Source organism: Treponema denticola, from assembly GCF_024181645.1.
Lineage (GTDB): Bacteria > Spirochaetota > Spirochaetia > Treponematales > Treponemataceae > Treponema_B > Treponema_B denticola_A.
The window spans coordinates 1,445,411-1,467,159 of record NZ_CP058624.1 but is presented as its reverse complement, the minus strand read 5'-3'; the positions used below and the strand labels follow the sequence as shown (position 1 = coordinate 1,467,159).

Genomic DNA, 21,749 nt, shown 5'->3' with positions numbered 1-21,749 from the left:
GACACTGCCTCTTCTTTTCTTTACAATAAATATTTATCGGAGGTATTATAAAGATGAAGCAAAAGATGAGTAAGTTTTTAACGGACAGTAAACCTGTCTTAAAAAAACTGATAGAAGAGCTTTCTAAAGAATTTGAATATGTTTCGATTTTGGGGACTGACTCAAAGGGCAAATCTTATTCGGTACGCAAAACGGCTGTTTCGGTTGGAGATTCTTTTTCGACTGAAAGGGGTTTTGTCTTGCGGGTTTATAACGGTCTGGGATATTCGGAATATTCTTTCGATGTAATTGATGGCGAAAATATCAAAAAAGAAATCAGGCGTATTGCAAAAACCGATATTGAGTTTTTAAAATCGAAAAACCTTGAAAGAATTAAGTATCCCGTAATCGAGGAAGAGGCTTTAACAAAAAGCTTTTATGCCGAAGTAAAAGAAAGTTTTGATTCGATGAATGACGAGCAAAAAATAAAAAGGCTTGAATCCGTAATGAAAAAGGGATTTGACTATTGCCCAGAAATGATAGATTTTCAGGTCAGGTATGAAGAGGTTTCCGTTTGTAAAATCTTCCTTTCGCAAAAAAAAGATTTGGAACAGGCCTATGCTTATGCAATTTCTTATCTTATTCCCTATTTAAAAAAGGGCGAGGCTGTAAAGTACAGTTACCAAGCCTTTTCGGGAAACTGCGGCATGGAAATTTTACACAAGGTTGAAGACAATATCAAAAAAAGCATTGATGCAACAAAGGAGCTTTTGGATGCCGAAAGGATTAAGCCGGGAGTTTACGATATTATCTGTAAGCAAAATGTTACGGGCCTTATAGCCCATGAAGCCTTCGGCCATGGTGTTGAGATGGATATGTTCGTTAAAAACCGTGCAAAGGCTAAGGAGTTTATCGGCAAAAAGGTTGCTTCCGAAATTACCGATATGCACGACGGGGCTGCCGCTGCCGAGCAGGTTTCTTCCTATCTTTTTGATGATGAAGGAGTCTTGGCTCAAGATACGCAGATTATCGAAAAAGGAATTTTAAAGCGCGGAATCTGCGACACCCTTTCGGCCTTGAGTTTAGGTATAAAGCCCACAGGCAACGGAAAAAGGGAATCCTTTGAACGCAAGGCCTACACCCGAATGACCAACACCTTTTTCAGCACAAAAAATTCTTCCCTCGATGAGATGATAAGGTCCGTCGATTTTGGCTATCTTTTGGACGGCTATTTTAGCGGAATGGAAGATCCTAAAAACTGGGGCATTCAATGTGCCGTCGAAAAGGGATACGAAATAAAGGACGGAAAACTTACAGGTAAAATAGTCGGTCCGATTTTTTTGACCGGTTATGTTCCCGAACTTCTTTCCTCTATTTCTATGATTTCAGGCGATGAAGACTTTGAGCTCGGCGGTTCCGGTTTTTGCGGAAAGGGTTATAAAGAATATGTAAGAACCTCTGCAGGAGGCGGATATATTAAAGCACGGGGGAGACTTGGATAATGAAAGATAAGATAATTTCTATTTTAAAGAATAAAAAAAACATAGACGGATACAGGCTTGTTCTTACAAAGATAAGATCGGGCGAGATGTTTTTGGTAAGGGATAAGATGGATATGAACCGTGCAAAAAATGTTCTTCATACCTCGCTCACGGTTTATAAAGATTTTGAAGAGGCCGGAAAAAAATACAGAGGTTCTGCCGATGTAAGCCTTTCGCCCACAATGGACGAGGAGGAAATAAATAAAAAAATTGAAGAGGCTGCTTTTGCCGCCCAATTTGTTAAAAACGAATGGTATCCTCTCAGCCGTCCTTCTTCCGAAAAGCCCTTTAGTATTTCTTCTTCATTCGATACCGAAAACTTAAATGAAGAATTGGTCAAGATTCAAAAAGCAATTTATAAAAAGCGGGATACGAAGGCCGAAATCAATTCTACCGAAATCTTTATCGACAACATGGAAGTCCAAATAGTAAACTCCGAAGGCGTGGATGTTCGGTTTAAAAAATACAAGGGCTATATCGAAGTTATAACCGATTGTTCTATCGGTAAAGAAGAAGTTGAAATTTACGGGGATAATTCTTTTTCGACTGAAAGTGAAAAGCTCATAGACAATATGGTTTCGGAGCAATTAAAGGAAACGGAAGAAAGGGCTCTTGCCGAAAAGGCCAAGCATCTTAAATCGGTCAATGTAATAATCACAAATACGGCAGCCGCTTCTTTTTTTGACTTTTATATTTCGCAAGCCTCCGCTTCGATGGTTTATACAAAGTCATCTGCTGCTAAGTTGGGAGAAAACTTTCAAGGAAGCGGGGTAAAAGGAGACAAGGTTAACATCAAGCTCGTTCCCAATATGGCGGGTTCTCCTTATTCTGCTCCCTATGACGGGGACGGTCTTCTTTTAAAAGAGCACGAGCTTTATAAGGACGGCATCGTAAAAACTTACCACGGCTCTATAAAGTTTGCCCATTACTTAAATGTGGAACCCACGGGCAATATAATAAATTTTGAAGTCGGTGCAGGAGCTAAAACGGAAGCTGAACTAAAAAAAGAACCCTATGTCGAAATATTAACATTTTCCGACTTTTTTCAAGATGAGGTAACCGGAGACTTCGGCGGCGAGTTTAGGCTTGCCCGCTATTTTGACGGGAAGGCTCTGCACATAATAAATAACGGCTCAATTTCGGGAAACATGTTTGATGCTCAAAAAGAATTTTATTTTTCAAAGGAAAGGGTGCAGCATTCAAACTATCTCGGCCCTAAAAGCATTATGATTCCGAATATGGAAGTCTTGGGGGATTAGGAGGCTTATAATGGAAAAAGGAATTTTTATCGGAGTAGGAGAGAGCAGGGTGGAACTTCTGCCTAATCGTGCAAATAGGCATGGCCTCATTGCGGGGGCTACGGGAACGGGGAAGACTATTACCTTAAAGGTAATTGCAGAAGCCTTTAGCGACATGGGTGTCCCCGTTTTTTTGCCCGATGTAAAGGGAGACTTATGCAGCTTTGCCGAAAAGGGCGAGGCTAATCAAAAAATAAACGAAAGACTGGGTCTTTTAGGGCTTTCCGAATTCGAGTTTAAATCCTATCCTATACGCCTTTGGAGTATCTTAAAAGAAACAGGCCATCCGATACGTACTACCATATCTGAGATGGGGCCCCTTCTTTTATCCAAACTTTTAAATTTAAACGAGGTTCAAGCAGGTGTTCTAAACATTGCCTTTAGAGTAGCAGACGAGGATGGATTACTCCTTTTGGATATAAAAGACCTAAAGTCGATCTTGGTTTATATAGGCGAAAACAGCAAAAACTTAAAGCTTAAATACGGTAATATTTCCGATTCTTCTATAGGAGCAATTCAACGGGCTCTCCTCATTTTGGAAGGAGAGGGTGCCGAGAATTTTTTTACAGAGCCTGCCTTGGAAATTGCCGATTTTTTTAAGCTTACCTCGGACGGGAGGGGCTATATAAACATTTTAAATTCTACAAGCCTTTATCAAAGGCCAAATCTTTACTCGACATTTTTGCTTTGGTTTTTGTCCGAGCTTTATGAAAACCTCCCTGAAGCCGGAGACACGGAAAAACCGAAAATCGTTTTCTTTTTTGATGAAGCTCATCTTCTTTTTAATAATTTATCTTCAGTCCTCATCGAAAAGATAGAGACCATGATCAGGCTTATCCGCTCAAAGGGTGTTGCAGTTTTTTTTGTTACGCAAAATCCTGCCGATTTGCCTGAAAGTATTTTAAGCCAGTTGGGGAATAAATTTCAACATGCTCTTAGGGCATTTACCCCCAAAGACCAAAAGGCCATAAAGCTTTCGGCCGAAACCTTTAGGTCTAATCCTAAATTCGATACGGCTAAGGTCCTTACCGAGCTTAAAACTGGTGAAGCCCTTGTTTCCCTCTTACAGGAAGACGGAAGTCCATCTGTAAGTCAAAGGGTTCTGATAGCTCCCCCTAAGAGTAAGATAGGAACCGTAGGGGAGGCAAAACTTAAAGCTATTGTTGAAGAGTCTCCCCTTCTTTATAAGTACAAGGATATAATCGACAGGGAATCCGCCTATGAAATTCTTATGGGCCGGTTTGAAGAAAAGAAGCTTGTTGCCGAAAGAGAACTTGAAGAAAAACGCCTTACTAAGGAGGCCGCTGCAAAGGCAAAAGAAGAGGCTGCCTTAATCAGGGCCGAGAATGCCAGAATACGGGCAGAAAATGCAAGGCGCAGTTTGGAAGAGAGTCAAAATAAAAAACAAAGAAGCGAAGCCGGGAGGCTGGGCCGTGTCTTGGTTGACAGTATGACCCGTACGGTAGGCAGAGAAATTACCCGCGGAGTTTTCGGCTCGATAAAAAAGATGTTTAAGTAGGTTAAGGCTCAAGGTGTTAAAAAAACATAAAAGAAAACTCTTTTATTTTTTTTGCTTTATATTTTTTTTCGCTTTTACCAAGGCTTGTGTCTTTGACATAAAGAAGGTTTCAGGGCCTTCTATGGAGCCTTCTTTAAAGGACGGGGACTGTGTATTTATTTTTAAGCTTGCCTACGGTATAAAACATCCTTTAAAGAATAAGTATATTTTCCGTTGGGCAAGACCTAAAAGCGGCGATATAATCGTGTACCGAAAAGACGGGCATTTTACCGTAAAAAGATGTTTAGGTATTTCGGAAGAACCTATAGAATTTTCTAAAAAATTAGGGTACAATTACGATTATTCGATGAAGGTTTCCGGAAAAAATATACCCTTGACGGCTGTACAATTCCGTAATTTAGGCGGTATGTCCGATGAAGAACAAGTGCGGGTTCCGGCAGGCTATGTTTTAGCCTTGGGAGATAATCTAAAAGAGTCTTATGATTCCCGCGATTACGGCTTTGTCCTCGTTGACGGTATTTACGGTAAGGTTTTTATATGGAAGAAGTAGATAGTTTTATTTCAAAGCCCCGGTTTTGGTTTTTTATAAGTCTTGTAATTATTTTTGTTGTTTTGCTTATACTCCAATTTGCAAAGTACATGATAATGAAAGAACCTATAGTGATTACGCCTAAGGTTTCGACCGAAAGGGGAACTATATATGACAGAAATAAAAAAATCCTTGCAGTTCAGACAACTATTTATAATCTTTATGCAGATAAAACCCTTATGAAAAATCCTGCCGAGGCGGCGAAGGTCTTGGCCCCTGTTTTAATGCAAAACGAATCCGATCTCTTAGAAAAGATTCAAGATTCCAAATCTAATTTTTTATATTTAAAAAAAAGAATGAGCGAAAGTGAAAGGGATTTGGTTAAAAACGTTATAGATGAAAATAAATTAAGCGGTATTAGGTTTGAGTCTGTGTTTAACCGCACCTATCCCGAAAATACCTTGGCCTCTACAGTCGTTGGTTTTTTAGGCGATGACGGCAGAGGAAAAACAGGCGTAGAATACTCCCTTCAAAATATTCTTTCTCCCCCTCCTGAAACAAAGGGGTATACTGGCAAGGGCTACGACGTTTATTTAAGCATAGACGGAAACATTCAGTACATGCTCGAAAAAATTATATCGAAAACGATGGAAGAAACAAAGGCTCAATCTGCCGTTTTTCTTGCAGTTGATGCAAAGACCGGAGAAGTCCTTGCCTATGTAAACTCTCCTTCTGCCTCCCTTGCAAACTTTATAGAAAGTACGCCTGAACAGCGTTTTGACCGTCCTGCAAACTATGTTTATGAGCCGGGGTCGGTTTTTAAGATATTTTCTATGGCAGCCTTTTTGGAGTTGGGCTCTACTAAAGATGGGCAAGTCTATGACTGCAATGCTCTTTTTGAATTTGACAGACCCAATGTAAAACCCATCACCTGTTTAAAGACTCATGGCAGGGTAAGCCCGCGGGATGTAATCCGCCTTTCGTGTAATGATGCAACTGCCCAGATTGCCGATATTACCGAAAAAAATGCTTTTTATGAAAAGATTAAACTTTTCGGTTTCGGCTCCAAAACCAATATAGAGCTTCCGGGGGAGTCGGCAGGGCTTCTTGCTCCTCCTCAAAACTGGTCTATACGTACAAAGCACACAATTGCTATAGGACAGGAAATAGGAGTTTCAGCATTGCAGCTGGTTGAGGCTGCAACGGCCTTTACCAATAAGGGATCAACCCTGCGCCTTTCTCTTATTTCAAAGGTTGCCGACAAGGAAGGAAACATCGTCTATCTTCATAAGCCCTCGGTTTTAAACAAGGTTATATCCGAAAAAAATGCCGAGCTGCTTTTAAGCTATATGAGAACGGGCTCCATAGAAGGTATAGCTTGGAGGGCCTCTATCAACGGAGTTCCCATTGCAGTAAAAACCGGAACAGCTCAGATGGCAAATGAGAAAGGCGGGGGCTACAGTAAGACCGATTTTATTTCAAGCTGTATAGGAATTTTTCCGGCAGATGATCCTAAGATTATTTTATATACGGCTGTTATGAAACCTGTCGGACAAATATACGGCTCCATTGTTGCCGCTCCCGCAATTTCAGAGGCCTCAAATGAAATTATAGATTATCTCGGACTTGCAAGAGAAAACGCTCCAACCGTTGAACACACCGGCCGGATTCCCATAAGCGATAATAAACCTGTCGTCTTAAAAGATAAGATGCCCGACTTAACGGGAGTTCCCAAAAAACTTTTGCTTGAGCTTCTTTTACAAAAAGATTTCTCGGTAAAAATTACAGGTGACGGATATGTTGTCTCTCAAACTCCTCCGCCCGGAACACCGCTTAAAAAAGGAATGAAAATTGAGCTCAATCTCGAATAAAGAAAGCGCCGGCAATCGTGAAATTTTGTACAAGAACCTTTTTTATAATGCGGAACTTTTTTCTCGCCGGTTTCCTGAGCTCTCTGCTGCCTTGGGACTTGACTCCGAAAACGGTATTAAACAATTTGCCGAAAGAATTCCTGAAAGCTATTATCTTGAAGAAGCAAAATTAAAAGAAAAAGATAAAAATATTTTTACTGCACGCATAAACGGAAAATACCTTCATTCAAAATATAATCCTATAAGCGAGGCCGAAAAAAATATCTCCCTTGATTTTTTTGAAGATAAAAAGGCAAAAAGCTCTTGTATTTTTTGCGGTCTTGGTTTGGGCTATACTCAAGAGCTTTATGCAAAGAAATATCCTAAATCTTCGCTGATTATAATTGAGCCCGACCTCTTTGTTTTTTTTCTTTTTTTACAAAGCCGTCCTTTGGATGATTTTTTTATGCACGAAAATCTGATTCTTCTTTTAGGCCTTTATCCGAAAGATGTGTTGGATTTTTTTGAAAGCAAATCTTTTTTTGATATTCCGATTTTTAAAATTCAGTCCTTGATTGATGTAAGTTCTTCTTGGTTTTCAGAATTTGAGGCCTTAAAAAAACGAAGGAATGAAAAAACAAATTTAAACAAAAATACCTTAAAAAAATTCGGAAAACTTTGGCTTAAAAATTTTTTAAAAAATATGGAACAAACCGAAGGTCTTTTTGGCATCAATAAAATAGAAAATATTTTTGCTTCTTGTCCTGCTTTGATAATTGCTGCCGGCCCCGGCTTAGATGACACGATAAATCTTGTAAAAGAAAATGAAGATAAGTTTATAATCATTGCGGCAGATACGGCTGTAAGGGCTTGTCATAGACATGGCTTAAAACCAGACTTTATTCTTTTAATGGATGCTCAATATTGGAACTATTTTCATCTTGCAGACCTCGATATTTCGGATTCTATTCTTATTACCGAATCTTCCGTATATCCGGCCGTTTTCCGTCTTAAAACAAAAGCCAAGTTTTTATGCACCTCCATGTTTCCCCTTGCTCAATATATAGAAAAACTTATAGGCGAAAAGGGGAAACTTGTTACAGGCGGTTCCGTTGCAACAGCTTGCTGGGATTTTGCAAGAATTTTAGGCTGTCATGAAATTATTTTTGCAGGCCTCGATTTAGCCTTTCCCGATTTTCAAACCCACTTTAAGGGGAGCCGCTTTGAAGAAGATGTAAATGCTTTTTCAAACCGTTTTTTTTCTTCGGAAACAGCTTCTCATCTAAGCCTTTATTCCGCCTCGCCCCAATTAAAAGAAGGCTATGAGGGAAAGGTTTTAAGCGACAAGAGAATGCAGATGTATGCTTGGTGGTTTGAAAGTAAGATTGCCGAGTTCCCCGATATTAAAACCTATAACCTTTTACCGCGGGGATTAAAGATTCCGAATATGCCGGCTCTAAGTATGGAAGAGTTTTTAATTAAAGCAAAAGCTTCGCCTCTTTCAAAAAAAATAAAAATCGAGAAGATGAGTGCTTTACCTAACTTGTCTTCTAAAAAAGAAGATAGTCTTGGACAAGCTTCTCCAAACCTTTCCTCTGCCTTAAAAGAATTAAGCGGCGATTTGGAAAAAACAATGAAGCTTGCAAAAGAGGGTATGGATATATGCCTGAACCTTTTAGACTCTTTAAAAACAGGAAAGCCTCTTGAAGATTCTATCATAAACAAAAGTATGGAAAACTTAAACCTTATCGACGAAAAAATAAAAACCGATAAGACCAACACCATAATAGGCTTTGACCTCTTGCTTGATGAAGATGAAAACAAGCCTCTTAAGAGCGAATCTTTTACCTCCGTTTACGAAGAAAACTTTTTAATATACAAAAAGATATACGAAACCTGTGCCTTAATTTATCCTTTAAAAATCAAAAGATAGATGATGCCGTTATGGACAGAGTGAAGCACTATAATGCAAAGAGCCGCTTTTATACTTGCCGTTGTCATGCTGCATTTGGCAGAGGATTTTTTTTGTATAAGAACATATAGGCTTCTAAAAATTATTCCTGCGGCTGCAGCATAAAGCACATTAAGGAACCCTAAATAACGATGAGCCAGAGCAAAAAAAATGACCGGAAGAATTTCATAGACGGCAAAGGCCGATTTAAAACTTTCAGGATTTTCTCCGTAAAAGCTTTTTATTCTATACGGTAAATATATTCGGTATAGAATTTCTTCATAGGCTGCAAAAAAAACTATTTTTGATATAAAGACTAAAACATAAAAAAAGCCTTCCGGCTGAGGCGGAGGGGTAAAATCTCTCTTATTTAACATCGGCGGGAGAACAAAAATGATAAAAATAAAGATAAATTCAAATAAAAACCTTAGACTCTTCTTATCAAAATACATAATTTATGGTATTATACCACAAAGAGATAAATATGTATATTCTTATAGTTTTTATTATTGTGTTTCTTTTATTCGCTGCTTTCTCGTTTACTTTTCCGGGGAGACGGTTTTTGGATTTAATCCGTTTTTTTACCGAAGGGAAAGACAAGGGATTTTTATTTTCTAATCTTGTATTGTTGTGGCGGACTGCAAATTATGTAGGTCTTGAAGATAAAACACGTCTTTTTTGGTCGGTTCCGGCCTTAGATGAATGTATACGCTTTATTGCCCGTCAGGTTGAAAATAAGCTGGATGCCGATGTTTCACAAAAAATGCAGATTTTACTTAACAAACTCTATGATTACCGCACAAAAATTGAATTGGAAGAGGTTCAAAAAAAACGAAGAATTGAATCGACGCATGAGATTTATATCGGCCAAATTTGTATTATCTTTGTGCCGCGAGAAACAACCGTTTACGGCAAACTTATAGCAAACACGAAGAATGAGCTTGTGTTTGTCCTCTTTGATGCGTCTGCAGAAAGAGCCGAAAAAGTTAATTGGCAAAATAAGGCTGTAAGAGTTTATTTTTGGAAACAAAATGATGCAGGATATGTCTTTAGTTCTGAAGCCGTCAAGGCAAAAAAAATAGAGGACCGTCTAGAAGTTTATGTTAAGCATTCAAAAAAAATTGTGCGTACACAAAAAAGAAAATCGGTTAGAGCTTCATGCGATATTGAAGGCTTGATGTTTCCTCTCCGTACAGGAGATCCTTATAATTCCGTTTATGAAACTCAGGGCGGAGTAAAATCAAACGTAAAAGACATATCGGAAGACGGAGCCATGTTTTTTGTAAGAGGCAAGGCTGCAAAGGGAATCAGAATGAAGCTGCAATTTAAACTAAAAAATACCGAGATTGTAATGTGCGGTAAGATTGTCCGTTTTATTTATGATCAGCCTTTGAATAAATCACGAGTACATTTTCAATGTGAATTTTTAGATCAAAAAATGAAAAATGTTATTTTGTCCTACATATATAATATAGCAACGACTGATGATAATACCGAATTTATAAATAATATTTTAGAAGAAGAAAATAATGCTCATTTAGGAACCGGCCAAGAAATAAAAGACGGCGATTTTTTGGAAGACGGCTTACCTGACGGTCAAATGCTCTATGATTTTGCAGAAAGTAAGGGGGCTGTATGAAAAGAATAGTTTTTGCTTTAGTTTTTATCTTTTGTGTTTTTTCTATTTTTGCTGTAGACCAAGATGAGCTTTTAAATTTACGTAAAGATTTTATTTCTGCAGGAATAGATGTAAAAGCCGTTATTTTGCGTTCACTTTCACAGTCAGACGATAAAAGCCTAATTCCCGTATATCAAGATGCGGTGGAATATGTTAAATCCTCTTATGCAATATTGCAAAATGATGACCGATTATTAAGCATAGGTATAATTGCCGTAACAAAACTTGGAGAGCTAAACGAATTAAAGGCTTCCGCAAGTATCCGCTACTTGTTTTCTACTGTTGAAAATGAAGATTTTCAAATTGCTTGCTTAAAAAGTTTAAGTAAATTGGTTCAAAAAGATTCCGCCTTTACGGATTATTTGAATTCTCTTTATGATTCAGGTTTATCCGATTTACTTTCAGGCAAGGCCTCTAATATTAATCTTCTAAGAGTCTACGCTGAAGCTCTCGGGAATTTTGCCGATCCTTCTTCTTTTGATGTCTTGATTAAAACCTTATTTTATCCTGTAAACGATACTTTAAAGGATACGGTAAAAACTGCATTAAATAATATTTCTTTTAATTATTTTGATGAAATTCTTGCTAAAACAATGCAAAAAAACATACAATATATATGGACACTGTATTTATTGGCAAAAGAAAATAAGCGTATTGAAGGTCCTGAGCTTGGCCGGATTAGTGAGCTTGTAATTGATTACGGTCTTAAAAATCTAAAAGGAGCGGATCTTGAGAGTTCTGAAAATTTGATTGAGGAGACTTTACCTGTTTTATCTGCATTAAAGTGGAGTAAAGCTTCTTCTCAGGTAAACAAATTTTTTTACTATGCTCAGGGCTTGCGTAAAACAAGCCCGCGGGGCGATGAATTGCTTATTAAGATAATCGATTGTATGGGAAATTTAGGTACAATCGAATGTTCTCAAAATTTGTCGATATTTTTAGGTGTGTTAAATTCGGAAACCGAAAAAACAAAGCAATACAGTGAGCCTTTAGTGCTCAGTGTGATTACGGCTTTGAGAAAGCTTGGGGATAAAACCGCATTTGACTATCTATTGTATGTTGAATACTTAAATTATTCTGAAACGGTTAAACAAGCTTCTCGAAATGCCATAGAGGAGTTAAAGTGGTAAATGAAAACAAATTAACACGTAATAAGTTTTTTGTATTAAAACCGATTGTAATTTCAGCCTGTGCGGCTGTTATATCTTTTTATTTTTTTTGCGCAATAGAAAATTATTTTAATAAATTTTTGATAATTTCTATTTTTATTTTAAGTTTTATAATCGGTTTTATATTTAGAAAAAAGAAATATTCTTTTATCTTTGCAGGGCTTTTTATAGGAAGCCTTGCCGTGTTGCGTCTATTTTTTATCTATGCGGAGCCTTTTTCCCTTGCCGAATTAAATAAGGTTAAAAGCATTCAGGCCGAGCTTACGGGCGAAGCCTATCCTGCCGGTGAAAAATACTATGCTGCAAATGCTAAACTTATTTCTTTTTCGTATAATAATGGGGCTAAATTTTCTGCAAAGGGAAATATAAAAATATTTTTTCCTTCGGAGCTGGTTTTACAAAATAATGCTTACGGAATTTCGGTCTGCAAGACGGCCTACAAGACCGGTTCAAGAAAAGAAGCTTTAGCCAATTTTTCCAAGGGCGTAATATTTGAAGCTTCGGGCCGTTTCGGAGCAAAGAAAAACGCTATAAGCCCCTTGGCCTTTTTTGGAGATAAATCCGTCCCCGAATTTTTAGGCTGGAGATCGGCTATTTTAAGATTAAGGGCTTTTTTGAGGTTTTATCTTATGCGTCTATTGTCAGGGTGGGGGAGTGCCGGTGCCTTGCTTTTAGCCCTCCTTTCTGCAAACAGGGATTTTTTGATTCTTCCTGTTTCGGAAGCTTTTAGAAATGCAGGGCTTGCCCATGTTTTGGCCCTTTCAGGAATGCATGTTTCTTTGGTAAGTCTAGCTGCCTTGCAGATGGGTTCTGTATTCGGGAAAAAAAGCCTCGCGATAAAGTTTTCTCTAGTTTCTATTATCTTCTTTGTTTGGTTTGCAGGAGCTGCTCCCTCTCTTAATCGTGCCCTCGGCATGATGATTCTAATTATTATAGGCAAGTCCTTGGGGCTTCAGCCTCCGATGATTTCGGTTTTATGTACAATGCTTATTTTTCATATTGCAGTAAAGCCTGATGATGCCCTAAGTCTCGGCTTCATGCTTTCTTACGGTGCCTTGGCAGGTATACTCGTTTTTGGAAGTGCAGTACATGATATCTTGAACGGGAAAATACCTCCTAAAATACTGGGAAGTTTTTCGGCTTCAATAGGTGCTCAAACCTTTACCGCCCCCATTGTAATAAGCAAAATAGGAGTCCTAGCTCCTATAGGTATAATTGCTTCTATTGTTGTAAGCCCTCTGATATCGGCTTTTTTAATTTTAGGCCTTGGGGCAATTTTTATTTCTCTTTTATTTCCGTTTGCCGGCTTTATTTTTTCTTACTTTTTAAATGCTTTTTATGCTTTGATACTTTTTATTATTCGAACTTTTGCCCTTTTTCCTCTGATGACGGCAGACTCTTTTTTTGATAGCTTGACTTTTGCGATACTTCCCTTTACGGCCGGCCTAATGTGTGTGTTTTATGCCGATAGGAAATTAAAAAAGAGGGAGAGCCTTTTAAAATGAAAGTTTTAATGCAATATGCTTTAAGTGAGCTCACCGTAAAAAACTCAAGATTTTTAGCGGAAATTTTTCCTATAAAGTCTGCCGCCGAAGCTAGGGAGCTTTTAAAAAACCAAAAGGGAAAATACGAAGATGCCCGCCATGTAGTCCATGCCTTTGTTGCGGGCGAAAACGGAGAAGTCTTAGGCTGCTCCGATGACGGCGAGCCTTCGGGAACGGCCGGCCGGCCGGCTCTTGCAGTACTCAAGGGTTCAGGAATCACAAACATAATGCTTACAATTACACGCTGGTTCGGCGGCACCCTTTTGGGAACGGGCGGTTTGGTAAAAGCCTATTCGGATTCTGCAAGACTTGTTCTTCAAGAAGCTTCAACCGAAGAGCTTATCAAAAAAGAGACCTTTCAATTTGAATGTTCTTATTCCGAATGGGAAAATTTAAAACGCAGTCTTGATGAATTTTCGGTTGAAATGTTACAAACCGATTACGGCGAAAAGGTAAGGGTAAACGGTAAAATACCGGCAGATAAAAAAACACCCTTTGAAGCTTTTATTGAGAATGCTTCAAAGGGCGGTGTAAAGTTAGTCTTTCCAGCCTATACTCAAAGAGATTGTTGAAACCGAAGAAGCCGTATTTATTGCTCCTTCAATGCTGGGTGATTGGTTAGTAAGCGTAGGAGAATTGGCTTCCGCTTCGGCAAGAGTTTTTAACGATGCCGGTAAAACTTCGTTAGCTTTAATGTTTTGAGCCGGAGTTACCATACCTGTATCGCTTATAATAACAGAGTCGCCGATATTTACCCTTGTTTCAATCCCATCATTGTTGACATATGCCCATATTCCGCTTGTTCCGATTAAAAGGCCGTCAGAACCGATCTCTCCCGATGTCCCTCGGACGGAAGCTGTTGCAACAGGTGTTTTTACCTTAAACTCAACTTTTTTTGTTGAAGCCGGTTTTACATCGGCTTTTACGGAACCGACATTTAAGTAAACTTCCGAAGAAACGGTTTCATTCTTTGCGGCAATTTCTTCAATCGTAAGCCTTGTCATAGGTTTAACCGTAATAACGGAACCGTCAATCTTTAAAGTCAGTTCGGATTTAAATCCCGTCGAAATCATAAGTCCCGATGTTATTTTGTTTCCTGCCTTTGCAGGAATCCATTTTCCGCCTTGCTTTATTTCAGCCTTTCCCTTGACTGCAACAACCTCACCGCTAATTGCCAAAAGCGGAGCTAACATAAAGCAAACCAAACTAATAATAAGAAATATCTTTTTCATCTTTTTCTCCTATAAAAACTTTTTGCAGGAAATATCAATTTCCGAAAAAAGTTTTTTCAAGCGGTTTGTAAACAAACCGCATACAACCACATGATGTTTTGTGCTTTGCACAAAACTCGAAGATAAACAGAGAGGCAGAATTCCTGCCGAGCTGTTTATCATATCTCCTATAAAAATTTTAGAACGAAATGATGCCCTTTAATTTGAACACTGCATCAAACTTACCGTTTTTTCCCACAAACATACCCAGATCGGTACTAATGGATATGTCTTGAAGTATTGTATAATTGGCAGATACATCCCACTCAAACCCGGCAAAATTGCTTCTACCCTTAGGTTGTGTTGCTGCATGAGTCATAACAGCTGCTTCCGTGCTTAAAAATAAATCTTTTACAGGCTTTATGCTGCCATCTAAACTTATTTTGAATAAATCCGTCGATTCCATAAAGGTAACCTTTGACACATTTGAAAGTGTAAAAGATTTAAAACCCGTTTTTCCGCCTGAGAATAATTGCATTTTTAAACCTAGTTTTGAACTGTATTTTTCAAAATAATAGTCCAGTCCTCCTGCTAAAAAAAAGCCTATTTCCGATTTTCTTTTATCCCTTGTCAATATGGAGGTTGATATTGAAGTAAGATAAAAAAGATTCTTTACTATAGGTCCGTTTACCGATATGGAAATGTAATTGTTCGTTGTCTTCGGATTTCCTGTTGCGATAAACGAGTTCAAATCAAAGTCAGCCGCATGACGAAGTGATTGAAAAGGAACATGAAATAAAGCAGACATATGCACAAAAGACGGTGCAAGATTATAAATTTTTGTTTGCTTCTTTAATATTGATGCTATACCTGCTGCATTGATAGGATTTACATAGGAGTTTAAAAGCCCTGTGTATCCTAAGTTAAAATATGTTGAAAAATTAGTTTTTTTGTATGCTATATATACGCCATCAATATTTTGATTTAAAATTACAGCTGTTATATCGGAAATATTGTACCTTCCGGCATCAATGGTCAAACTGTCATTACCTATAGGAACTAGGAATGAGAATTTCAACATATCCAAATTAACAATATGATCTAAATCCAACTTTCCATCAGGTTTTATAGGCTTTTTTAAATTGAACAAATATGAAGACTGAATAGCAAAATTATAATTGCCTTCTTTATCGAGATTCTGTTTAGCCCAAAGAGACAGACTATCGAAATGAGATAGATTTGTTTTGTTTTTACCAAGGTCAATACCGAGGCCCGTTTTAAGCATTCCTCCTCCTTCAAAAGCTGAAAGGTTTAATGCAATAATTAAAAACAAAAATATAAACAATTTTACTTTTTTCATTGTCTATCCTCCTTACTTGTCCTCTTTAGGCATTATTTTGGTCAATAGATTAATTGCGGTAAACGGCGTAATATGTGAAGACGGAACCGTTTTATGGGGAATCAGCTTCATTGTCTTAAGCTGTCTAAAAGCATAGTGCGGATTTTTTGCAATTCCATACCATAAGCCATGTTCTGTAGAAGAATACTGCAAAGCCAAATTAGAAAATTCGTCAAATCTAATGGGCTCATCATGTTTTTTGTTCTTAAACATTTTAAGACCTTTAAATTTATTAAAGGCCGTTTCATAGGAGTCATTATCGCCGACTTCTCCAATGGATGTACCTACAAGATAGCATGCCTGTCCTATTGTTAAGGTTTTTGATGCTAAAATCTCATCCATCTTTTCTGCCGATTGAGCAAAAAGAATTGCTCCAATACCTAAATATATAAGAATTGTTGATATTCTTTTCATACCGCCTCCCTATATTTCTAACAGTTTTACTTATGTATAAGTATATCACAAAAAATAGAAAACAACAATAAAAATACAAAAAAAATGAAATTATTTTCTTCTTGAAATTTTATTTTTTTTGTTGTATGGTGAATATAAGGCGGGAGGGATTATGGCAGCGGGAAAACAGCTGATTAAAGAAAATAGTGCCTATATAGATATTTTGCCGGAATGGGCACAGGAGCTTTCCAGAAAATATTGCTCAAAAACGGCAAACCTTTACTTTGTACATGGAAACATAAGGGATTTTTTACCCCATCAAATAACCGAATACGGGCATAATTTTTTGTTCGTAAAAATAAGGGACTATATTTCCGAAGTTTTGTTTGGAAATCAGGACATAATAGTGTACTACGATAAGTCCGGAGGCGTTTCTTTTTGTACTTCCGATATGGAAAGAGCTTATCTTGAGACAATGCATATGACTTATCCTGATGTACCTCCCGAAAACTTTTTATCCCGCGACCCTGAAGAGGCTTTTTCTTACCTTGAAAGGTATTTTGTTCTAAATTTCGGCAAGAATTTGAGGATTGTTCTCATCGTAGATTATGCCGAAACCATAATTCCTGCCGATGAGATCGGAAATTTGGATGAAACAGATAGGTACTGCCTTGTTACCCTAAACAGATGGTCACATGAGCCATCATTTACTCGGGAAGATATCTCGATAATAATGCTTACCGAAAACCTGACAGACCTAAATCCCCGTCTTACTGCTTCTCCTTCTACAATAAAGGTGCGTATTCCCCTGCCTGATGCTGCCGTAAGGGTTAATTTTTTAGAACATTTAAGACGTACCGAGGAAATCCTTTTGGCCGAGAGGGGCTTGAGCCCTGAAAGAATGGGCGCTTTAACCTCCGGCTTAAACCTGTTAAACCTCTATCAGCTTGTAGGAGAGTCTTATCAGGACGACAAGCCTATAAGTTTGGATTATTTGGCAACCAAAAAAAGGGAAATTATTGAAAATGAAGCCGGAGGGCTTTTGGAATTTATAGATACGGATTATGACCTCTCCCTTGTTTCAGGCCATGACTTTGTAAAAAAGCGCTTTAAAATTGCGGCAAAGGCTTTAAAGGCTGCCCGAACCGATGTTCTTCCTATGGGCTATCTTATTTCCGGCCCAATAGGAACGGGAAAAACCTTTATAGTGTCGGCCTTTGCCGGCGAAATAGGCATTCCCATGGTACGTTTACGCAATTTCCGCTCCCAATGGCAGGGAGCTACCGAATCTAATCTTGAAAAGGTGCTGAATATTTTGAGGGCTATGTCGCCTGTCGCAGTTATGATAGATGAGGCCGATGTTGTGCTCGGAAACCGCACTGCGAACGATGTATCCGGTACTTCGGGACGGGTTTTTGCACAGATAGCAAATTTTATGGGAAACACGGCTTACAGGGGAAAGATAATCTGGTTTTTGATCACCTGCCGCCCCGACCTGATTCCCGTCGACTTAAAAAGGCAGGGCAGGGCCGAAGAGCATCTGGCTCTTTTTTATCCCGAAACCGATGCCGAAAGACTTGACCTTTTTGAAACCCTTCAAAGAAAGCTCCGCATCAAGCTCCATGATGTAAATTTAAATTCGATAATAAAAAAGATTAAATTCGATGTATCCGGTGCGGATATAGAAGCTATTTTAGTGCGTGCTAAGATGAATGCAACAGTAGAAGGCAGGGCAATGGTTATACAAAAAGACTTGGAAGAAACTATAGCCGATTTTATTCCGCCTTCTTATCCTTATGAGATAGAGCTGCAAAATTTGGTTGCAGCAATCGAGTGCACAAGCAAGGAGATGGTTCCGAAAAGATACCAATCCATGCAGCGCTCAGCGATGTCTGCTGAAATTTTCGAGATAAAGCAGCTTTTAGGCGAAAAATAATTTATAAAGTGAAAAATAATTTAATATCGGCTTGACACGCTATATATAGTGTGTTATCCTGTACTGTATATTCAGATACGCTATTTTTGGGAGGGAAGGATGCCGGCTTGAAGGTGTCCTGTAAGTAAAATATGAGATGTCCGCATTGCGGAAGCTGCGATGATAAGGTTATGGAATCAAGAACTCTGGCTCAAGGGGATTGTATCCGAAGGAGACGGGAGTGTCTTGCCTGCGGTTACCGCTTTACAAGTTATGAGCATATTGAAGAAAAACCTTTTATGGTTATCAAAAAAGACGGCCGCAGGGAGCCCTTTGACCGAAAAAAGCTTGAAAAGGGTATCGAGCGGGCACTTGAAAAACGGCCTGTTTCCTTAAACAGTATAGAAAATATTGTTACTGAAATTGAAGATCAAGCTGTTTTAAATTCCGGTCTTAACAAAGAAATAGAAACTACTGTTTTAGGCGAAATGGTTCTATCTCATTTGTATTCAATAGATAAGGTGGCATATATCCGCTTTGCCTCCGTTTATAAGCAATTCAGCAACTTGGATGAATTTGTAAACGAGGTAAAAAAAGTAAGAAAATAAATGATGTAAATAAATTGGGAGGTATTAAAAGTTATGGAGGAAAAAACTACAAATCAAACGGTTTTTCCTGAATGGAAGTCCTTTTTAGGGACTATGGAGAAGGCAAAGCCTGAAATATTGCGCTCGGTAGTAAAACGTTCAGGAGAAATTGAGGCTTATAATCGTAAAAAAATAGAAAAAGCTATCAATAAGGCTATAAGTGCAGTTGAAGGCAGCCCAAATGATGAAAAGGCTGCGTTTCTAACGGACAAGGTAGAAGAAAAACTTAAAAATATTATGGCATCCCGCTATGCTCATTCTATTCCGGCAATAGAAGAAATTCAAGATGTTGTAGAGCTTGTTTTAATTGAACAAAAGGAAGCCAGTCTTGCAAAAGCCTATATCCTTTACAGGGCCAAGAGAGAGGCTGTGCGCGATGCGGAAAGCCTCATGCTGAATATAAACAGCACCATGGACGGCTATTTAAGCCAATCCGACTGGCGCGTAAAAGAAAATGCCAACGTAAACTTTTCTTTAGGCGGTCTTATTCTTCATAACTCCGGTACTATTACGGCAAACTATTGGCTTAAAAATATTTATACACCTGCTATTGCCGAAGCCCATATAACGGCAGCCTTTCATATTCATGACCTTTCAATGTTTTCAGGCTATTGTGCAGGCTGGTCCCTTAGGCAGCTTATCCATGAGGGGCTGGGCGGGGTTCCCGATAAGATTACCTCAAAGCCTCCCAAGCATTTATCGACACTTATTCAGCAGATAGTCAACTTTTTAGGCATTATGCAGAACGAGTGGGCCGGAGCTCAAGCCTTCAGCTCCTTTGACACATATTTGGCTCCCTTTGTAAAAAAGGATAATATGAGTGAAGCAAGCGTAAAACAGTGCCTTCAAAGCTTCGTTTACGGCGTAAACACTCCCAGCCGCTGGGGGTCTCAGGCTCCCTTTACAAATATAACCTTGGACTGGGTATGCCCGCCCGACCTTGCAAACCAAAAGGCTGTTGTCGGCGGAGAAACACAGGATTTTACATACGGTGACTGTCAAAAAGAAATGGATATGATAAATAAGCTCTTTATTGAGCTTATGCTTGAAGGAGATGCCGCAGGACGCGGTTTCCAATATCCAATTCCCACTTACAATATAACCTCGGATTTTGATTGGACAAGTCCGAATGCAAAACTGCTTTTTGAGATGACTGCCCGATACGGTACGCCTTATTTTCAAAACTTTATAAATTCCGACCTAAATCCGGGGGATGTGCGCTCTATGTGCTGCCGTCTTCAACTCGATAAAAGAGAATTGCGTAAAAGGGGAGGCGGCCTTTTCGGCTCCGATGAGTTTACAGGCTCCATAGGGGTCGTTACAATAAACATGCCTCAAATCGGCTACCTATCAAAAACTGAAAAAGACTATTTTGACCGTTTGGACTACCTAATGGACATAGCAAAACAAAGCCTTGAGATAAAGCGGAAGGTAATCGAAAAGCTCTTGGAGGGCGGCCTTTTTCCCTATACAAAGAGGTATTTACATCATTTAAACAATCACTTTTCCACTATAGGAATTTGCGGTATGAACGAGTCCTGCCTAAACTTTTTAGGTGAGGATATTGTAAGCCCGAGGGGAAAGGCCTTTGCCGAAAAGGTCTTAACCTATATGAGAAACCGTCTTGCCGACTTCCAAGAAGAAACCGGCAGCTTATTCAATCTTGAAGCAACTCCGGCTGAAAGTACTTCTTACAGACTGGCTCGCCACGATAAAAATCAGTTCCCCGATATAATAAGTTCGGGAGATGCCGAGCCCTATTACACCAACTCAAGTCAGCTTCCCGTTGCCTATACTACCGATGTTTTTGAAGCCTTGGATCATCAAGAAAGTTTACAGCGTAAGTATACGGGAGGTACGGTTTTTCATATATTCTTGGGTGAATCTATCAAGGATTGGGAATCTTGCAGGGATTTGGTTAAGGCTGTTGCAAACAATTACCGTATTCCCTATTTTTCGATTTCGCCGACATTTTCGATATGCCCGATTCACGGCTATCTTGAGGGAGAGCATTTTGAGTGCCCTTATTGCAAGCGTGAAAAACAGGCAAAACTTGAACTGAAACTGGCCGAGCTTGAAAAAGAAAGGGCCGAGGTTTTGAGTGTTTCTTCTAAAATTTAAATTTTTTAGAAGAACGTAAAAAAATAGATTTTTCATGGAGGAAAAGATGAAGCAAAAAAAGGTTGATCCTTCAAAGATGTTAGGAGCTTTACGCACTGTAATAATACTTATCGTAATTGCTCTTATAGCTTTTTCGGGAATAAAGGTTATTCCTACAACGGATAACGGAATTGTCACCCGTTTCGGTAAATATACAAAGACCCTTTCACCGGGACTTAACTTTGTAATTCCCTTTGTGGATCAGGTTTATAAGGTTCCGGTTAAGACCGTTCAAAAGGAAGAATTCGGCTTCCGAACTGCAAGATCGAGTGAAAGAAGCGAGTACCAAAATTCCATTTTAAGTGAATCTTCAATGCTTACAGGAGACCTGAACATCATAAATGTTGAATGGGTTATTCAGTATAAAATAGTGGATCCTAAGGCTTGGCTTTTTAATGTTGAAGAAGATCAAAGAAATAAAACCGTCAGAGATATTTCAAAATCCGTTGTCAACAGTCTGGTAGGCGACAGGGCTATCATGGATATAATCAGCTTGGATCGTGACAGCATTGCAGTTTTAGCACAAGAAAAAATGAACGAAAAATATAAGCAGATCGGCCTTGGAATTTCCGTTTCATCGGTGCAATTACAAAACATTGTTCCGCCTCATGAAGTTCAAGCTGCCTTTGAGGACGTCAATATAGCGATTCAGGATATGAATAGGCTCATAAACGAGGGAAAGGAAGCCTACAATAAAGAGATTCCTAAGGCAAAGGGTGAGGCTCAAAAAATGATTGAAGAAGCTAGGGGCTATGCTTCCGAAAGAATAAACAAGGCAAACGGAGATGTTGCCCGTTTTAACGCCGTTTATTCAGAATATGTAAAGGCTCCCGATATTACGAGGAGAAGACTCTACCTTGAAACTCTTGATTCTATTTTTAAAAATAATGAAAATATTACCCTAATAGACAAAAACTTAAAAAACTTTTTACCTTTAAAAGAATTAAATAAGGGAGGCAACTGATT

General features: G+C 38.7%; 18 protein-coding genes. 14 read left to right on the top strand and 4 right to left on the bottom strand.

The genetic code is table 11. From position 1 onward, the window contains the following. Positions 1 to 53: 53 nt before the first annotated feature. Genes HO345_RS06935 through HO345_RS06910 form a run of 6 tightly spaced genes read left to right on the top strand, consistent with a single transcriptional unit; the run spans position 54 to position 8,649 of the window. Complete coding sequence (locus HO345_RS06935; RefSeq protein WP_253682205.1) at positions 54 to 1,481, top strand: TldD/PmbA family protein; 1,428 nt, start codon at positions 54 to 56, stop codon at positions 1,479 to 1,481. Beyond that, positions 1,481 to 2,779 (top strand): metallopeptidase TldD-related protein, encoded by a 1,299-nt coding sequence (locus HO345_RS06930; protein WP_253682204.1) that lies wholly within the window; start codon positions 1,481 to 1,483, stop codon positions 2,777 to 2,779. The genes HO345_RS06935 and HO345_RS06930 overlap by 1 nt, the downstream gene beginning before the upstream one ends. A gap of 10 nt (positions 2,780 to 2,789) precedes the next feature. After that, positions 2,790 to 4,337 carry a helicase HerA-like domain-containing protein gene (locus HO345_RS06925; RefSeq protein ID WP_253682203.1) on the top strand — a complete coding sequence of 516 codons (1,548 nt, stop codon included), beginning with the start codon at positions 2,790 to 2,792 and terminating at the stop codon, positions 4,335 to 4,337. 13 nt (positions 4,338 to 4,350) lie between these two features. Continuing rightward, positions 4,351 to 4,887, top strand: a complete 537-nt coding sequence (lepB, locus tag HO345_RS06920) for a signal peptidase I (protein WP_253682202.1) — start codon at positions 4,351 to 4,353, stop codon at positions 4,885 to 4,887. Beyond that, positions 4,875 to 6,737 carry a penicillin-binding protein gene (locus HO345_RS06915; protein WP_253682201.1) on the top strand — a complete coding sequence of 621 codons (1,863 nt, stop codon included), beginning with the start codon at positions 4,875 to 4,877 and terminating at the stop codon, positions 6,735 to 6,737. Before lepB ends, HO345_RS06915 begins: the two co-directional genes overlap by 13 nt. After that, positions 6,718 to 8,649 (top strand): motility associated factor glycosyltransferase family protein, encoded by a 1,932-nt coding sequence (locus HO345_RS06910; protein ID WP_253682200.1) that lies wholly within the window; start codon positions 6,718 to 6,720, stop codon positions 8,647 to 8,649. The genes HO345_RS06915 and HO345_RS06910 overlap by 20 nt, the downstream gene beginning before the upstream one ends. Here HO345_RS06910 and HO345_RS06905 read toward each other — a convergent pair. Further along, positions 8,625 to 9,119, bottom strand: a complete 495-nt coding sequence (locus HO345_RS06905; protein ID WP_366796376.1) for a CPBP family intramembrane glutamic endopeptidase — start codon at positions 9,117 to 9,119, stop codon at positions 8,625 to 8,627. The genes HO345_RS06910 and HO345_RS06905 overlap by 25 nt on opposite strands. 32 nt (positions 9,120 to 9,151) lie before the next feature. Between HO345_RS06905 and HO345_RS06900 the strand changes: the two genes are divergently transcribed. The 4 genes from HO345_RS06900 to HO345_RS06885 are packed head-to-tail and all read left to right on the top strand — an operon-like array spanning position 9,152 to position 13,630. Then, positions 9,152 to 10,306 (top strand): PilZ domain-containing protein, encoded by a 1,155-nt coding sequence (locus tag HO345_RS06900; protein ID WP_253682198.1) that lies wholly within the window; start codon positions 9,152 to 9,154, stop codon positions 10,304 to 10,306. Further along, positions 10,303 to 11,475: a hypothetical protein gene (locus HO345_RS06895; protein ID WP_253682197.1), complete on the top strand. Its 1,173-nt coding sequence runs from the start codon at positions 10,303 to 10,305 to the stop codon at positions 11,473 to 11,475. The genes HO345_RS06900 and HO345_RS06895 overlap by 4 nt, the downstream gene beginning before the upstream one ends. Beyond that, positions 11,469 to 13,019: a ComEC/Rec2 family competence protein gene (locus tag HO345_RS06890; protein WP_253682196.1), complete on the top strand. Its 1,551-nt coding sequence runs from the start codon at positions 11,469 to 11,471 to the stop codon at positions 13,017 to 13,019. The genes HO345_RS06895 and HO345_RS06890 overlap by 7 nt, the downstream gene beginning before the upstream one ends. After that, positions 13,016 to 13,630, top strand: a complete 615-nt coding sequence (locus HO345_RS06885; RefSeq protein ID WP_253682195.1) for a YigZ family protein — start codon at positions 13,016 to 13,018, stop codon at positions 13,628 to 13,630. Before HO345_RS06890 ends, HO345_RS06885 begins: the two co-directional genes overlap by 4 nt. Here the strand turns inward: HO345_RS06885 and HO345_RS06880 are convergent. The 3 genes from HO345_RS06880 to HO345_RS06870 all read right to left on the bottom strand — a co-directional run bounded on the left by HO345_RS06880 (position 13,595) and on the right by HO345_RS06870 (position 16,082). Next, complete coding sequence (locus HO345_RS06880) at positions 13,595 to 14,290, bottom strand: FecR family protein (protein ID WP_253682194.1); 696 nt, start codon at positions 14,288 to 14,290, stop codon at positions 13,595 to 13,597. The genes HO345_RS06885 and HO345_RS06880 overlap by 36 nt on opposite strands. 178 nt (positions 14,291 to 14,468) lie before the next feature. Continuing rightward, positions 14,469 to 15,629, bottom strand: coding sequence for a hypothetical protein (locus HO345_RS06875; RefSeq protein WP_253682193.1), 1,161 nt, complete (start codon positions 15,627 to 15,629; stop codon positions 14,469 to 14,471). A gap of 12 nt (positions 15,630 to 15,641) precedes the next feature. Further along, positions 15,642 to 16,082: a hypothetical protein gene (locus HO345_RS06870; protein WP_253682192.1), complete on the bottom strand. Its 441-nt coding sequence runs from the start codon at positions 16,080 to 16,082 to the stop codon at positions 15,642 to 15,644. A 151-nt stretch (positions 16,083 to 16,233) separates the two neighbouring features. Between HO345_RS06870 and HO345_RS06865 the strand changes: the two genes are divergently transcribed. The 4 genes from HO345_RS06865 (at position 16,234) to hflK (ending at position 21,747) form a co-directional block, all read left to right on the top strand. After that, a complete protein-coding gene (locus HO345_RS06865; RefSeq protein WP_253682191.1) occupies positions 16,234 to 17,997 on the top strand; it encodes an ATP-binding protein in 1,764 nt (587 codons plus the stop codon). 131 nt (positions 17,998 to 18,128) lie between these two features. Then, a complete protein-coding gene (gene nrdR / locus HO345_RS06860) occupies positions 18,129 to 18,584 on the top strand; it encodes a transcriptional regulator NrdR (protein WP_010697012.1) in 456 nt (151 codons plus the stop codon). A gap of 33 nt (positions 18,585 to 18,617) precedes the next feature. Next, the gene (locus tag HO345_RS06855) at positions 18,618 to 20,744 is read left to right on the top strand and encodes a ribonucleoside triphosphate reductase (RefSeq protein WP_253682190.1); all 2,127 of its coding nucleotides are present in this window, start codon (positions 18,618 to 18,620) and stop codon (positions 20,742 to 20,744) included. 46 nt (positions 20,745 to 20,790) lie between these two features. Beyond that, positions 20,791 to 21,747 carry an FtsH protease activity modulator HflK gene (hflK, locus tag HO345_RS06850; protein ID WP_253682189.1) on the top strand — a complete coding sequence of 319 codons (957 nt, stop codon included), beginning with the start codon at positions 20,791 to 20,793 and terminating at the stop codon, positions 21,745 to 21,747. The last annotated feature ends 2 nt before the right edge of the window (positions 21,748 to 21,749 follow it).

Coding starts and splice junctions, on each gene's coding strand:
- HO345_RS06935 (WP_253682205.1), top strand. CDS start 54: ATGAAGCAAAAGATGAGTAAGTTTTTAACGGACAGTAAACCTGTCTTA.
- HO345_RS06930 (WP_253682204.1), top strand. CDS start 1,481: ATGAAAGATAAGATAATTTCTATTTTAAAGAATAAAAAAAACATAGAC.
- HO345_RS06925 (WP_253682203.1), top strand. CDS start 2,790: ATGGAAAAAGGAATTTTTATCGGAGTAGGAGAGAGCAGGGTGGAACTT.
- HO345_RS06915 (WP_253682201.1), top strand. CDS start 4,875: ATGGAAGAAGTAGATAGTTTTATTTCAAAGCCCCGGTTTTGGTTTTTT.
- HO345_RS06905 (WP_366796376.1), bottom strand. CDS start 9,119: ATGTATTTTGATAAGAAGAGTCTAAGGTTTTTATTTGAATTTATCTTT.
- HO345_RS06900 (WP_253682198.1), top strand. CDS start 9,152: ATGTATATTCTTATAGTTTTTATTATTGTGTTTCTTTTATTCGCTGCT.
- HO345_RS06895 (WP_253682197.1), top strand. CDS start 10,303: ATGAAAAGAATAGTTTTTGCTTTAGTTTTTATCTTTTGTGTTTTTTCT.
- HO345_RS06885 (WP_253682195.1), top strand. CDS start 13,016: ATGAAAGTTTTAATGCAATATGCTTTAAGTGAGCTCACCGTAAAAAAC.
- HO345_RS06880 (WP_253682194.1), bottom strand. CDS start 14,290: ATGAAAAAGATATTTCTTATTATTAGTTTGGTTTGCTTTATGTTAGCT.
- HO345_RS06875 (WP_253682193.1), bottom strand. CDS start 15,629: ATGAAAAAAGTAAAATTGTTTATATTTTTGTTTTTAATTATTGCATTA.
- HO345_RS06870 (WP_253682192.1), bottom strand. CDS start 16,082: ATGAAAAGAATATCAACAATTCTTATATATTTAGGTATTGGAGCAATT.
- HO345_RS06865 (WP_253682191.1), top strand. CDS start 16,234: ATGGCAGCGGGAAAACAGCTGATTAAAGAAAATAGTGCCTATATAGAT.
- nrdR (WP_010697012.1), top strand. CDS start 18,129: ATGAGATGTCCGCATTGCGGAAGCTGCGATGATAAGGTTATGGAATCA.
- HO345_RS06855 (WP_253682190.1), top strand. CDS start 18,618: ATGGAGGAAAAAACTACAAATCAAACGGTTTTTCCTGAATGGAAGTCC.
- hflK (WP_253682189.1), top strand. CDS start 20,791: ATGAAGCAAAAAAAGGTTGATCCTTCAAAGATGTTAGGAGCTTTACGC.